The following is a 14,307-nucleotide window of genomic DNA, read 5'->3' as shown; positions in this document are numbered from 1 at the left end:
GGGGGAGGTTAATAGGTTTGGGTGATATGGGTTTAGAACGGGTGGGGCATACAGGTGCTTGCCTTGATTTTTTCTGCGCCTGCAAGACCGAGCGCCGCCCGCGCGGCGCATCGCGACGCAAGGCCGCTCCCACATTTGTTTCGGGCCAATCCATCCTGTAAGGCCACCGCTGTCCGCCTTGGTTGTTCCATGCGGTATTGAAGGGGGTGCAGTCGCTCTTTATCGATCTCCAGCCATGCACCCAGGGTGCGCGCGCCATAGGCACAGGAGAGACTGGCCCGAAACAGATGTGGGAGCGGCCTTGCGTCGCGATGCGCCGCACGGGCGGCGCGCGATTTCACAGGCGCTGCAAAAGGTGAGCGAACACCTTCCAGCCTCACCGCATTCCGGCCAGTTTCGGCAGATCATTTTAGGTTTTCACCTATTCCATGTAGTCCATTTCCCAAACATACTCCCAACCCCCTTCAAGCCATTGCGGTGCTCTGGATCGGGCCCTAGTCTCGGGTGGTCGCTGCCAAATCAGTGACCGGCTTTGACAGGCCGCTTAGGTCAAACCGCATCGCTTTGCCTTTATGGCAGCTGTGCATGGGGCACTTCGTGTGCGCCGGGTTTTGGTTTGCCTACCGGTCTGTCAACCCATGTACAGCTGCCACCCTCTTGTTTGACAGCAGGTGTGTAGTGGTCTTTATCACTAGGTGAACCATGATGCTGAAGATAGTCCCCGATCCACCCCTTAACGCCCATTCCCTTGAAGACACCCTGATCCAGGCCACGGATCACGCGCTGTGTGCCGCAACCGTGGTGCACCACGCCATACAGCTGCAGCCCAGGTCGCCGGCTTCGATCCTGATGATGACCACGATGCATGAACTGGAGGCGCTGCGGGCTTTGCTTGAGTCTGCATTGGTTCAGGTGCAGATGCCCGCTGAGGCCAGGCCTGTGCATTGAGGCTGCGTAATGTGTTGCCTGGGCTGGCCTCTTCGCGGGTAAACCCGCGAAAGGGCCAGGCCAGGCAGTCGAGAATTATCAGGGGATTGAACAATGACAACAGAAGACACCCAGTTCACCGTCGGCAAGACAACTTTCTACCAAGGCGAAAACCGCACGCATCGATTGTTCCGCATCGAGCCCGGTATCCCGTGCAGGGATGCCCGCGAGCAGTCGTCGGAATTGATGGGCTATGTGCGCGAACTGACCATTACCGGGCTGATGGATGAGAAGCCAATGATGATATGGGCTGCCCATTACCTGAGTGCCATGGCAAAGGCACTGATGGATGATGCCGAGTTGGGCATGAAGCAGTGAGGGCTTGCCTTCCGGTTGCGTGAAGGCGGCCAGGTGTTAGTCACAACATTTTCTGCGCCTGCAAGACCGAGCGCCGCCCGCGCGGCGCATCGCGACGCAAGGCCGCTCCCACATTTGTTCCGGGCCAGTCCATTCTGTGAGGCCACGCTGTCCGCCTTGTTTGTTCCATGCGGTATTGAAGTGGGCGCAGTCGCTCTTTATCGATCTCCAGCCATGCACCCAGGGTGCGTGCGCCATAGGCACAGGAGAGACTGGCCCGAAACAGATGTGGGAGCGGCCTTGCGTCGCGATGCGCCGCGCGGGCGGCGCTCGGTCTTGCAGGCGCAGATAATGTCGTGGCGAGCACCTGTCAGCCCACCCCAATCTCACGACAAACCCCCATAAAAAAGGGAGAGCCGAAGCTCTCCCTTTACTTTCAACAACCCTCAGCCTCAGCCAATGGTCATCAAGCTGGCATTACCGCCGGCAGCAGCAGTGTTCACACTCACCGCCCGCTCAATCACCAACCGCTCCAGCGCAATCTGGTGATCCCCGCTGGACAGCCCGTGCACACCGACGATGGCACCGGCACGCTTGGCCACCTGCTGGCAGACGCTGCGCAACTGGTCCGAATCGCCATGGTGAATCACGGCGTCGAACGCCACTTCATCCTTGTTCCAGTCTGCCACCAGCTTCACCTTGGCCTGCAGCTCACGCGGCAGGCGGGCACGCAGGGCCTTGCCAGGTTCGCCGTCTGCCCACACCGCCGAGCTGCCGACGGCCAGTACGGCGGCCAACTGCGCCAGCAGGTCAGCCTCGTTGTCGGCCAGGCACAGCACGTGCTCACGCGGCAGGATGGTGTAGCTGTTGCGCTCGCCGGTCGGGCCTGGCAGCAGGCGGGCGATGCCGCTCTGCGACTGGCTGGCGAACTGATCACAGAGCGCAGCCAGGTCGGCCAGTTGGTTGCTCTGGGCCCAGGCCTTCAGGCCGTGCAGCGGCTTGACCAGCTGTTCGTGCAGGGTGCGGTCTGGCTTGCCTTCGCCGTCCTGCTGCTGGAAGTGGCGGCCAATGGCATCGGCCGGGCGGGTCGACAACAGGCGGTACAGGTACAGTGGGCCGCCGGCTTTCGGGCCGGTGCCAGACAGGCCTTCACCACCGAACGGCTGCACGCCCACCACTGCACCCACAATGTTGCGGTTGACGTACATGTTGCCGGCGTTGGCGGTTTCCACCACCTTGGCGATGGTCTCGTCGATGCGGGTATGCACGCCGAGGGTCAGGCCGTAGCCGGAGTTGTTGATCTGCTCGATCAGTTGGTCCAGGTTGCGGCGGTTGTAACGCACCACGTGCAGCACCGGGCCGAAGATTTCACGCTTCAGTTCGTCGAAGCTTTCCAGCTCGATCAGGGTCGGCATCACGAAGGTGCCACGTTTGACCTCGGTCGCGTCGGCAATGGCCACCTGATAGACCGCGCGGCCTTTCTCGCGCATGCCCTGGATGTGCTTCTCGATGCCGGCCTTGGCTTCGGCGTCGATCACCGGGCCAATGTCCACGGCCAGGCGGTCCGGGCAGCCCAGACGGCTTTCGGCCATGGCGCCCTTGAGCATTTCGATTACGCGGTCGGCGGAGTCTTCCTGCAGGCACAGCACGCGCAGGGCCGAGCAACGCTGGCCGGCACTGTCGAAGGCCGAGGACACCACGTCGATCACCACCTGCTCGGTCAGCGCCGAGGAGTCGACGATCATCGCGTTCTGGCCGCCGGTTTCGGCAATCAGCGGGATCGGGCGGCCCTGGTTGTCCAGGCGGCCGGCGACGTTGCGCTGCAGCAGGCGGGCAACCTCGGTGGAGCCGGTGAACATCACGCCTTTAACGCGCTCGTCACCCACCAGGCCGGCGCCGACGGTTTCGCCGCGGCCCGGCAGCAGTTGCAGCACGCCCTCGGGGATGCCGGCTTCCAGCAGCAGGCGCACGGCCTGGGCGGCGATCAGCGGGGTTTGCTCGGCGGGCTTCGCCAGCACCGGGTTGCCGGCAGCCAGGGCCGCAGCTACCTGGCCGGTAAAGATCGCCAGCGGGAAGTTCCATGGGCTGATGCACACCACTGGGCCCAGGGGGCGGTGGGCGTCGTTGCTGAAATCGTTGCGTGCCTGCACGGCGTAGTAGCGCAGGAAGTCCACGGCTTCACGCACTTCAGCGATGGCGTTGGCGAAGGTCTTGCCGGCTTCGCGGATGAGCAGGCCCATCAGCGGCTGGATTTCGGCCTCCATCAGGTCGGCGGTGCGTTCCAGAATGGCCGCGCGCTCGGCGGGTGGGGTGGCCTGCCAGATCGGCGCGGCGTTCAAAGCGCACTGGATGGCGTTGTCCACGTCGGCAACGGTGGCTTCCTGTACATGGCCGACCACGTCGCGGTGATCCGCTGGGTTCAGTACCGGCGCGGCAGCGCTTTCACTGGCGGCGCAGGCCAGCATCGGGGCGGCCTTCCAGTCGTTGTGAGCGGTGGCCAGCATGGCGCAGGACAGTGACGCCAGGCGGTGCTCGTTGGCCATGTCGATGCCGGCCGAGTTGGCCCGCTCAGTGCCATACAGGTCGCGCGGCAACGGGATACGCGGGTGTGGCAGGCCGATGTTGCCTTCCTGGGTGCCCATGCGCTCGATGCTGGCGACCGGGTCGGCGACCAGTTCCTGAATGGAGATCGAGTGGTCGGCGATGCGGTTGACGAACGAGGTGTTGGCGCCGTTTTCCAGCAGGCGGCGTACCAGGTAGGCCAGCAGCGTCTCGTGGGTACCAACCGGCGCATAGACCCGGCACGGGCGATTCAGCTTGCCATCGGCAATCTTGCCGACCACTTGCTCGTACAGCGGCTCGCCCATGCCGTGCAGGCATTGGAACTCGTATTGGCCCGGGTAGTAGTTCTGCCCGGCAATGTGGTAAATGGCCGACAGGGTGTGGGCGTTGTGGGTGGCGAACTGCGGGTAGATGGCTTCTGGTACGGCCAGTAGCTTGCGGGCGCAGGCGACGTAGGAAACGTCGGTGTACACCTTGCGGGTATAGACCGGGTAGCCTTCCAGGCCTTCGACCTGGGCGCGCTTGATCTCGCTGTCCCAGTAGGCGCCTTTTACCAGGCGGATCATCAGGCGGTGGCGGCTGCGCTTGGCCAGGTCGATGACGTAGTCGATCACGTACGGGCAGCGCTTCTGGTAGGCCTGGATAACGAAACCGATACCGTTCCAGCCCGCCAACGACGGCTCGAAGCACAGGCGCTCGAGCAGGTCGAGCGACAGCTCCAGGCGGTCGGCTTCTTCGGCGTCGATGTTCAGGCCGATGTCGTACTGCTTGGCCAGCAGGGTCAGCGACAGCAGGCGCGGGTACAGCTCTTCCATCACGCGCTCGTACTGGGCGCGGCTGTAGCGCGGGTGCAGTGCCGACAGCTTGATGGAGATGCCCGGGCCTTCATAGATGCCGCGGCCATGGGAGGCCTTGCCGATCGAGTGGATGGCCTGCTCGTAGGAGGCCAGGTACTTTTGCGCGTCGTGCTCGGTCAGTGCGGCTTCGCCGAGCATGTCGTAGGAATAGCGGAAACCCTTGGCCTCGAAGCGGCTGGCGTTGGCCAGGGCTTCGGCAATGGTCTCACCGGTGACGAACTGCTCGCCCATCAGGCGCATGGCCATGTCGACGCCCTTGCGGATCATCGGCTCGCCGCTCTTGCCGATGATGCGGGTGAGCGAGGAGGTGAGACCGGATTCGTTGTGGGTGCTGACCAGCTTGCCGGTCAGCAGCAGGCCCCAGGTGGCGGCGTTGACGAACAGCGACGGGCTGTTGCCCAGGTGCGGCTGCCAGTTGCCGGTGCTTATCTTGTCGCGGATCAGCGCATCGCGGGTGCCCTTGTCGGGGATGCGCAGCAGGGCTTCGGCCAGGCACATCAGCGCCACGCCCTCCTGGGACGACAGCGAGAACTCCTGCAGCAGGCCCTGGACGATGCCGGCGCGACCGCCAGCACTCTTCTGATTACGCAGTTTTTCGGCAATGCCGGCGGCCAGCTTGTTGGTGGCTTCGGCCAGTGGTGCGCTCAGGCGCGCCTGTTCCAGCAGCATCGGCACCACCTCTTGCTCGGGGCGGCGGTAGGCGGCGGTGATTGCCGCGCGAAGTACCGACTGCGGCAGGATGCTCTCGGCAAATTCGAGGAAGCACTGGTGGCTGTGGTCGGCCGGGATCTCACCGGCATCGTCGACAAGGTTGCCGACATGGCCGTTAAGTTCGGTCAGGGTGGCACCACCCTCAAGCTTCTCCAGATAATTGAAGATCGCTTGCTTGATCAACCAGTGCGGCGTGCGGTCAATGGACTGCGCAGCTGCTTTGAGTCGCTCACGGGTCGGGTCGTCGAGTTTGACCCCAAGGGTGGTAGTCGCCATTTCTTATCCTCGTTATTGCCACGGCTGTGGCCTAAGCTGGCGCCAAGAGTAGCTGTAGGACAATTCGGGTGCAACCAGGTGCAACCGCATTTTTTGACGCTGTAGGTGCAACTCGTCTGACAGACATTTCCATGCCCTTCAATAAGGGCTTTAAGGGTGAGTTTTCTTATGAAAAACCCCTGTGATGCTCCAAAAAGGAGCAAAAAAGTGCCTCCTACGGAATATTGACGAGCGGGTGCAACTTCCAAATGAAAAATGGTTGCACCTGCTTTGCGTTGTTGCATAGGATTCGCCGCCTGGGTGCAACCGTCACGACTATGGTTGTGCATGAGATAAAAACAAACGCCAGGGCACACGCATGGGCAATCCACTTACGATCACTTTCGTGGTCTACATCGCAGCAATGGTACTGATCGGCTTCGCCGCCTATCGCGCCACCAACAACCTTTCCGATTACATTCTGGGTGGTCGCAGCCTGGGTAGCGTTGTTACAGCGCTGTCTGCCGGGGCATCCGACATGAGCGGCTGGCTGCTGATGGGCCTGCCGGGCGCCATCTACTTTTCGGGCCTGTCCGAGGCCTGGATCGCCATCGGTTTGACCGTTGGTGCTTACCTGAACTGGCTGTTCGTCGCTGGCCGGTTGCGTGTCCAGACCGAGCACAACGGCGATGCGCTGACTCTGCCGGACTACTTCTCCAGCCGATTCGAAGACAATAGCGGCCTGCTGCGGATTATTTCGGCGATCGTCATCCTGGTGTTCTTCACCATCTACTGCGCTTCTGGCATCGTTGCCGGTGCCCGCCTGTTCGAAAGCACCTTTGGCATGTCTTACGAGACTGCCCTGTGGGCTGGCGCCGCAGCGACCATCGCCTACACCTTCGTCGGTGGTTTCCTGGCGGTGAGCTGGACTGATACGGTTCAGGCTTCGCTGATGATCTTCGCGCTCATCCTGACCCCGGTGATCGTGCTGATTTCCACGGGCGGTTTCGACACCACCTTTGCTGCCATCGAGGCGGTGAACCCAGCCAATTTCGACATGTTCAAAGGTGCTACCTTCATCGGCATCATCTCGCTGATGGGCTGGGGCCTGGGCTACTTTGGTCAGCCGCACATCCTGGCGCGCTTCATGGCCGCCGATTCGGTGAAGTCGATCGCCAAGGCTCGCCGCATCTCCATGACCTGGATGATCCTGTGCCTGGCCGGTACCTGCGCCGTGGGCTTCTTCGGCATCGCCTACTTCTCGGCCAACCCTGACCTGGCGGGCCCGGTCACCGAGAACCATGAGCGTGTGTTCATAGAGCTGGCCAAGATCCTGTTCAACCCATGGGTCGCCGGCGTACTGCTGTCGGCCATTCTTGCGGCGGTAATGAGCACCCTGAGCTGCCAGTTGCTGGTGTGCTCCAGTGCATTGACCGAAGACTTCTACAAGGCCTTCCTGCGCAAGAACGCTTCGCAGCTCGAGCTGGTGTGGGTCGGTCGCCTGATGGTGCTGGCCGTGGCCCTGATTGCCATCGCCATGGCTGCCAACCCGGAAAATCGCGTGCTGGGCCTTGTGGCCTACGCCTGGGCTGGCTTCGGTGCCGCCTTCGGTCCGGTGGTGCTGATTTCGGTGCTGTGGAAAGGCATGACCCGAAACGGCGCGCTGGCCGGTATCGTGGTGGGTGCACTGACCGTTATCCTGTGGAAGCAGATCGATACCTGGGGCCTGTACGAAATTATCCCGGGCTTCCTGCTGGCGAGCATCGCCATCGTTCTGGTGAGCAAGCTGGGCAGCCCCTCCAGGGCAATGGTTCAGCGCTTCGAGACGGCAGACGCGGCGTATCACGCTGACAAGTGATGAGTGCTGGGTAGGCAACGAGTACGGCCCGAACAACAGTGTTGTTCGGGCCGTACTCGTTTGTAGCGGGTGATTGCTTACAGGGTGAACTCGCACCGCGTTGGTTCGAACGCACCGGCCACACGTGGCACGATCAGGGCTTCATACTTGCCAGGGCCATGCCGGTCCAGGCCAACCTCCCATTCGTCGGATTTCGAGCTTGGCACTACCAGTGTCTCAGTAACGCCTTCAGGGTTCTTGAGTTTGAGCTGGGCGGTATAAGGCACATTGTCCAGGCCCAGTTTGCCGTGCAGGCGGTTTTGAGTTTTATCGTATTGGATGGAAGCTTTCATTTCATTTGCTCCTGGTTGGTGGAGACTCGATTCTTGGGATTTGCAGGGGCGCAGCGAATCAGGAATTCATTCCGGACGATGAGGGTTTTCATGGCTTCTCAACGGCGCGAGGGCGCTTGCGGTTGATTGCTGCACCTGACTCCGTCTGCAAGGCAAGGTAAACTTGCCACCCCCGCAGGAGTTGCCATGAACTATCGTCACGCCTTCCACGCCGGCAACCACGCCGACGTCCTCAAGCACATCGTGCTGACCCGCCTCATCGCCTTGATGTCGCGCAAGGAGCAGCCATTTGCCTACATCGATACCCACGCTGGGCTTGGTCTGTACGACCTGCAAGGCGACCAGGCAACCCGGACCGGCGAGTACCTGGAAGGCGTCGCCCGCTTGTGGGGCCGCGATGATGTGCCCGCCATGGCTGCCGACTACCTGCGCGTCATCAAGCGCCTGAACGCGGACGGCGAGCTGCGTTACTACCCCGGTTCGCCCGAGCTGGCTCGCCGCCTGATGCGCCAGCAAGACCGCGCCCTGCTCAACGAAAAGCATCCTGAAGACGGGCCGCTGCTCAAAGAGAACATGAAAAAAGACCCGCGTGTGGTCGTGCACCTGGGCGAAGGCTGGCATGTGCCCAGGGCCCTGCTACCGGTGCAGGAAAAGCGCGCGATCATGCTGATCGACCCGCCGTTCGAGCAGGCCGATGAGCTCAAGCGCTGCACCCATTCCATGAAAGAGGCCATCAGCCGCATGCGCCAGACCGTCGCGGCTATCTGGTACCCCATCAAGGACCAGCGCTCGCTGACGCGTTACTACCAGGACCTGACCAGCACTGGCGCGCCAAAATTGCTGCGGGTCGAGCTGTATGTGCACCACCAGGACAGCCCGCAGGGCCTTAATGGCTCGGGCCTGGCCATCGCCAACCCGCCATGGGGCCTGGAAGAAGAGCTCAAGGAGCTGCTGCCGTGGCTGGCCAAGGAGCTGGCGCAGACGGACGGTAGCTATCGCATGGACTGGCTCATCGCCGAATAGTATTGCCTGCCTGTACTGGCCTCATCGCCGGCAAGCCAGCTCCTGCAAGTACTGCATCTCCCTTGAGGGCAGCGGTGTTCCTGTGGGAGCTGGCTTGCCGGCGATGAGGCCAGTACGGGTTGCCGCGTTGCGCGCATGTTTGCGTTATAATCCCGCCCTTTAGCCGCCACCCGCCCATGAGGCCGCTGGCGCATTTTTACCGAATGAAGAGGCTAATCCCTTGGCATTGACGATTCTTGGCCTGTCCGGCGCCCTTAGCCATGACCCTTCCGCGGCCCTGTACATTGACGGCAAGCTGATCGCCGCCGCCGAAGAAGAGCGCTTCGTGCGTGACAAGCATGCGAAGAACCGCATGCCCTACGAGTCGGCGAAGTTCTGCCTGGAGCAGGCAGGCATCAAGCCGTCCGACGTCGACGTGGTAGCCATCCCGTTCGCCCCGATCAGCCTGTTCGGCAAGGCGCGCTGGCACTATGCCAAGCGCTATTGGTACGCCCCGGATCGCGCCCTCGATGCGATCCTGATGGGCAACCGTCGCTACAAGCGCTATCGCAAGAAAATCGTCTGGTGCCTGGAGCAGCTGGGCTTCGACCCGAAAAAGGTCAAGATCGAGCCGGTCGAGCATCACCTGGCCCACGCCTCCAGTGCCTACCACTGCTCTGGCTTCAAGGAAAAAACCGCGATCCTCGGCATTGATGGTAAAGGCGAATACGCCACCACCTTCTTTGGCTACGGCGAAAACGGCAAGATCCACAAGATCAAGGAATTCTTCGACCCGGACTCCCTGGGTGGCCTGTACGGTGCGATCACCGAGTTCCTCGGCTTCGAAATGCTCGACGGCGAGTTCAAGGTCATGGGCATGGCGCCGTACGGCGACGCCAGCAAGTACGACTTCTCGCGGTTGGCCAGCTTCGAAAACGGCGAACTGGTGATCAACACCGATTACGCCAACGTCATTGGCCTGCGCCGCTATAAAGAGAAGGGCAAGGGTTTCTACTTCTCGCCGAAGCTGATCGAATGGCTGGGCCCCAAGCGCGAAGGTGACATCGCAGACGAGCCGTACATCCATTACGCCGCCAGCATGCAGGCGCTGTTCGAGAAGCTGGCGCTGCAGATGATCGACCACTACCTGGGCGACACCCTGCGTGAAACCGGCAAGCTGGCCTTCGCCGGCGGCTGCGCGCTGAACGTCAAGCTCAACCAGAAGATCATCGCCCGCCCGGACGTGAAAGAGCTGTTCGTCCAGCCGGCCTCCGGCGACGCCGGTACTGCTGTCGGCGCCGCAGCCTATGTTTCCCACGCCCGCGGCGTACCGGTGGAGAAGATGGAGCATGTGTATCTCGGCCCTTCGTACTCCAACGAAGACGTGATCGCCGCCTGCGCCCGTCACCCGAACCAGCCCAAGTGGCGCAAGCTCGACAACATGCCGCAGCAAATCGCCCAGATCATGGTTGACGGCAACCCGGTGGCCTGGTTCCAGGGCCGCATGGAGTTCGGCCCGCGCGCCCTGGGTGGCCGTTCGATCATCGGCTGCCCGAGCGTCGAAGGCGTGGCTGACCGCATCAACCACCAGATCAAGTTCCGCGAGCGCTGGAGACCTTTCTGCCCGTCGATGCTCGACACCGTCGCCCCGCAGATGATCAAGGTCGACCACCCGGCACCGTTCATGACCTTCACCTTCGAAGTGGCTGAAGAGTGGAAGACCCGCGTACCGGAAGTGGTGCACGAGGACGGTACTTCGCGTGCCCAGGTGCTCAAGCGCGAGTACAACCCGCGCTACTACGACATGATGAAGGCGCTGGAAGACCTGACCGGCAATGGCGTGTCGCTGAACACCTCGCTCAACCGTCGCGGTGAACCTATGATCTGCTCGCCGACCGATGCCCTGAACATGTTCTTCGGCTCGGACCTGCAGTACCTGATCATGGAAGACATCCTGGTGGTGAAGGACGGCGCGGCCGCCTATGACCAGCCGCTCTGAACCGCGCATCCTGCAGTTCTGCCATGGCTATGACGGGCCGTTCCTCGACTGTGCCCGTCAGTACGCCAGCCTGTTCCAGGGGCGTGGCTACCAGGTCACCACGGTGTTCCTCACCGGTGCCGCCGACCCGCAGGTGGCGGCCGGTTGCGCGTCTGACGAGGTGCTGTTCCTTGAGTTCAGCTCCAAGGCCGTGCGTGGCCTCAAGCTCGGTGCCATCCGTGCCTTGCGGCGCATTGCGGCCGAGCGCAACTTCGCCTTCTGCATTGCCCACCGCTTCAAGCCCATCTACGTGGCCCTGCTGGGCACCGGCCTGCCGGTGATCGGCGTGCACCATGCCTTTGGCGACTATGAGCGCAAAGGCCGCCGGCTGTTCGCCAACCTGTTCAGCAAGCGCCTGAGCCTGCTGGGCGTGTCAGACGCGGTGCGTGACGACATGCGCCGCTGCCTGCCACAGTGGCCAGCCGAACGCATCCAGACTTTGTATAACCGCATCGACATCGACGCCCTGCAAACGGCCCTGGTGCCGCGCGCCGAGGCACGCCGGGCTCTGGGCCTGGACACGCAGGCGTGGGTCGTCGGCAATGTCGGTCGCCTGCACCCGGACAAGGACCAGGCCACTTTGTTGCGTGGTTTTGCCCAGGCGCTGCCCAAGCTGCCGGCCGGCGCGCGCCTGGCGATCCTCGGCAAGGGCCGGCTTGAGGCCGAGCTCAAGGCCTTGGCCGCCGAGCTGGGGATTGCCGGCCAGGTGAGCTTCCTGGGCCAGGTGCCGGATGCACGCCGCTACTTCGAGGCATTCGATGTGTTCGCCCTGAGCTCCGACCACGAGCCGTTCGGCATGGTCCTGCTCGAAGCCATGGTCGCTGGCGTACCGGTGCTGGCCACGGCCTGCGGCGGGGCTCGTGAAGTGGTCGAGGGTGTGGGTGTGCTGTTCCCGTTGGGCGATGCTGCCCAGTTGGCTCAGGGCCTGGAGCATATGGCCACGCTGAGCGCCGAACAGCGCCAGGCCTGTGCTGAGCACATGCTGCAACGCCTGCGTGAACGCTTCTCCGACCAGGCGGTACGCGAGACCTTCTGGCAGTTGCCGCAGGTACGTGCACTGGTGGGGCAGGCTTGATGCTCAATCGTATCCAGGCCTTCCGCGAGCGCGGGTGGCAAACGATCGACGCCAAGGCCTACGCCGAGGCATGGGCGCGTTTTGGTGGCAGTGTCGCCACCCATCCGCTGGTGGTCGAGCAACTGGCTGACCTGGCGCAGATCCCGGTACGTTACCTGGGCTGGTATCAGGCCGGCGAGCTGAAAGCCGCCATCCCGACCTGGGGGCGCCACCTGGCGCTGGCCAAGGACGTGCTCAAGCGTGCCGGCAAAAAAGCCCTGTTCGACTTGGGCAATGCCGAAATCATCCTGCCAGCTGCGGCCGATGCCGCTGCACCGTTGCGCCATACCGCACGCTACCTGTCCGAACTGAGCCAGGGCCGTTTCACGGGCCTCAAGGAACAGAAGGAACAGCTGGCGATGGCGCGGGCGCACGAAGACCTGTCGAAGAAATTCCGCTACAACCAGCGCCGCGAACTGCGCCTGCTGGAAGAGGCGGGTGGCGTGGTGCGCCCGATCAGCGACTTCAGTGCCCAGCAAATCGCCAGCATGTACTGCGACCTGTTCCAGCGCCGCTGGGGCTTCCCTGCCACCGGTGCCGAGCGCATGGCCGAGGTGCTGGAGCGTCTGCGCGAGCTGCTGATCGGCTCTGTGCTGATGCTGGACGGCAAGCCGATTGCCATTCAGCTGGTGTACCGCGTCGAAGCGCCGGACTGGGTCAGCGTCGAGTACATCAATGGCGGTGTAGACCCTGAAACCAAGGCCTTCAGCCCAGGCAGCGTGCTGAGTTTCCTCAATACCCAGGCCGCCTGGGAAGACGCCCGGGCGCGCAACAAACCATTGCGGTTCTCGTTCGGCCGTGCCGACCGCGAATACAAGGACCGTTGGTGCAACCCTGTGCCGGTGTATCAGGCGTGAGCCGTAAGCAGCAGTTGCTCAAGCACCACCGGCGCAACAAGCGTCTGGCCTTGCTGGCAGGCCTGGTTGCGCTGGTCGCCCTCGGTGTACTGGCCTGGTGGTGGCTGCCGCTGTTGCTGTTGCCGCTGCTCTGGGCCGCCCACGAGGCCTGGTTTGCCGACCACCTGTTCTACGCACCCGGCGAGGACTACGCCTACGACTTCGGTGAGCAGGCGCGGCAAGTACCTGCCAGCCTGCACGCGGGCCTGCTCAAGGCCGACTGCGTGCTACAGGGCGATGAAACCCTTGTGCTTGAGCTGCGGGTAAAAGGCAGCTGGCTCGGTCGGTTCCTGGACCCGCAGGTCGCGCTGCTGGCGGGTGAGCAGGCCGATCGGCAAACCTTCGAGCGTGGCGTCGATGGCGTGCGCTTCCTCAACCTGACCGGCCTGGCTGCGCCGCTCCAGGCCGGCGCATTGCGCCTGCGTGGTCGCCATTGCCGGCTGCTGGGCGAGCCGCGTCTGTGGATAACGCCGGCGGTCGAACTGCAACGGCGCCGGGTGATGGTGATTGCGCCGCATGCCGACGACGCCGAGCTTGCTGCGTATGGCCTTTACAGCCAGGCAGATGAAACCTGGGTAGTGACGCTGACCGCCGGTGAAATCGAGGCCGAGCACTATCAGCAGATGGGCCTGGGCAAGGCCGAGGCCGCGCGCCTGAAGGGCCGCCTGCGCGCCTGGGACAGCATCGCCGTGCCGCGTTGGGCCGGTGTGCCGGAGTCGCGTTGCGTACAGCTGGGCTACTTCTGCCTGCAGTTGCCTGCCATGCAGGCCGCGCCAGAGCAGCCTGTTGCGTCACGCGAGGCCGAGCTGGCCGATATCCGCGTATTTCGCCAGTTCAACCCGTTCCCGCTGCCGGCCGACAGCGATGGTGCGCCAACCTGGAACAACCTGCTGGCCGACCTGCGTACCTTGCTGGAAATGGCCAGGCCGCAAGTCCTGGTAATGCCGCACCCGCAACTCGACCCGCACCCCGATCACATCTGCGCTCAGGCAGCGGTGCTGGAGGCCTTGCAAGGCCTGGCCTGGCAGCCACAAACCCTGCTGTGCTACGCCAACCACCTGCATGACAACGACCGCTGGCCCATGGGCGACAGCGGCGATGGTGTGGCCTTGCCTCCGCAGTTGAGTGCTGTGCAGGCCTGGGCACCTTGCAGCCTGGTCCTGGACGTGGCTACCCAGCACGACAAGGCCATGGCCCTGGGCATGATGCACGACCTGCAGCCGGCCCCGCCATTCAAGCGCCGCCTGCGCCGCTTGCTGCAACGCTGGCTGGCCGGACGGCGGCCGTCGCCTTATGGGGAGAACGAGTTCTTCCGCAAGGCCGTGCGCCGACACGAACTGTTCTGGCGGCGCGAGCTGTAAGTACGCCCAATGGTTGACCGCGATGGCGCAGAGCGCC

General features: G+C 63.1%; 10 protein-coding genes. 8 read left to right on the top strand and 2 right to left on the bottom strand.

Annotation, left to right across the window (positions count from 1 at the left end; all coding sequences use genetic code 11):
* The first annotated feature begins 705 nt into the window (after positions 1–705).
* Positions 706–948 (top strand): hypothetical protein, encoded by a 243-nt coding sequence (locus AC07XM_RS26775; protein ID WP_096426996.1) that lies wholly within the window; start codon positions 706–708, stop codon positions 946–948.
* A gap of 93 nt (positions 949–1,041) precedes the next feature.
* Positions 1,042–1,305 carry a DUF3077 domain-containing protein gene (locus tag AC07XM_RS26770; RefSeq protein ID WP_096426852.1) on the top strand — a complete coding sequence of 88 codons (264 nt, stop codon included), beginning with the start codon at positions 1,042–1,044 and terminating at the stop codon, positions 1,303–1,305.
* Between the two features lie 431 nt (positions 1,306–1,736).
* Here AC07XM_RS26770 and putA read toward each other — a convergent pair whose 3' ends face one another.
* Positions 1,737–5,690, bottom strand: coding sequence for a trifunctional transcriptional regulator/proline dehydrogenase/L-glutamate gamma-semialdehyde dehydrogenase (putA, locus tag AC07XM_RS26765; protein WP_102690269.1), 3,954 nt, complete (start codon positions 5,688–5,690; stop codon positions 1,737–1,739).
* 358 nt (positions 5,691–6,048) lie between these two features.
* Between putA and putP the strand changes: the two genes are divergently transcribed.
* Positions 6,049–7,527 (top strand): sodium/proline symporter PutP, encoded by a 1,479-nt coding sequence (gene putP / locus AC07XM_RS26760; RefSeq protein WP_016489493.1) that lies wholly within the window; start codon positions 6,049–6,051, stop codon positions 7,525–7,527.
* 77 nt (positions 7,528–7,604) lie between these two features.
* Here the strand turns inward: putP and AC07XM_RS26755 are convergent, their stop codons facing one another.
* Positions 7,605–7,859 carry a hypothetical protein gene (locus AC07XM_RS26755; RefSeq protein ID WP_016489492.1) on the bottom strand — a complete coding sequence of 85 codons (255 nt, stop codon included), beginning with the start codon at positions 7,857–7,859 and terminating at the stop codon, positions 7,605–7,607.
* A 186-nt stretch (positions 7,860–8,045) separates the two neighbouring features.
* Between AC07XM_RS26755 and AC07XM_RS26750 the strand changes: the two genes are divergently transcribed.
* From AC07XM_RS26750 to AC07XM_RS26730, 5 genes are all read left to right on the top strand, one after another.
* Entirely contained in the window at positions 8,046–8,882 is an 837-nt protein-coding gene (locus AC07XM_RS26750; protein WP_016489491.1) for a 23S rRNA (adenine(2030)-N(6))-methyltransferase RlmJ, read from the top strand.
* A gap of 220 nt (positions 8,883–9,102) precedes the next feature.
* Complete coding sequence (locus AC07XM_RS26745) at positions 9,103–10,860, top strand: carbamoyltransferase family protein (protein ID WP_016489490.1); 1,758 nt, start codon at positions 9,103–9,105, stop codon at positions 10,858–10,860.
* Positions 10,844–11,974 (top strand): glycosyltransferase, encoded by a 1,131-nt coding sequence (locus AC07XM_RS26740; protein ID WP_016489489.1) that lies wholly within the window; start codon positions 10,844–10,846, stop codon positions 11,972–11,974. The genes AC07XM_RS26745 and AC07XM_RS26740 overlap by 17 nt, the downstream gene beginning before the upstream one ends.
* Positions 11,974–12,870, top strand: a complete 897-nt coding sequence (locus AC07XM_RS26735; protein WP_016489488.1) for an antimicrobial resistance protein Mig-14 — start codon at positions 11,974–11,976, stop codon at positions 12,868–12,870. The genes AC07XM_RS26740 and AC07XM_RS26735 overlap by 1 nt, the downstream gene beginning before the upstream one ends.
* Complete coding sequence (locus AC07XM_RS26730) at positions 12,867–14,270, top strand: PIG-L deacetylase family protein (protein WP_102690061.1); 1,404 nt, start codon at positions 12,867–12,869, stop codon at positions 14,268–14,270. Before AC07XM_RS26735 ends, AC07XM_RS26730 begins: the two co-directional genes overlap by 4 nt.
* The last annotated feature ends 37 nt before the right edge of the window (positions 14,271–14,307 follow it).

This window comes from Pseudomonas sp. GW460-LB5 (assembly GCF_059423245.1).
Note: the sequence above shows the minus strand (reverse complement) of the source record. Positions and strands in the feature narration are given on the sequence as shown.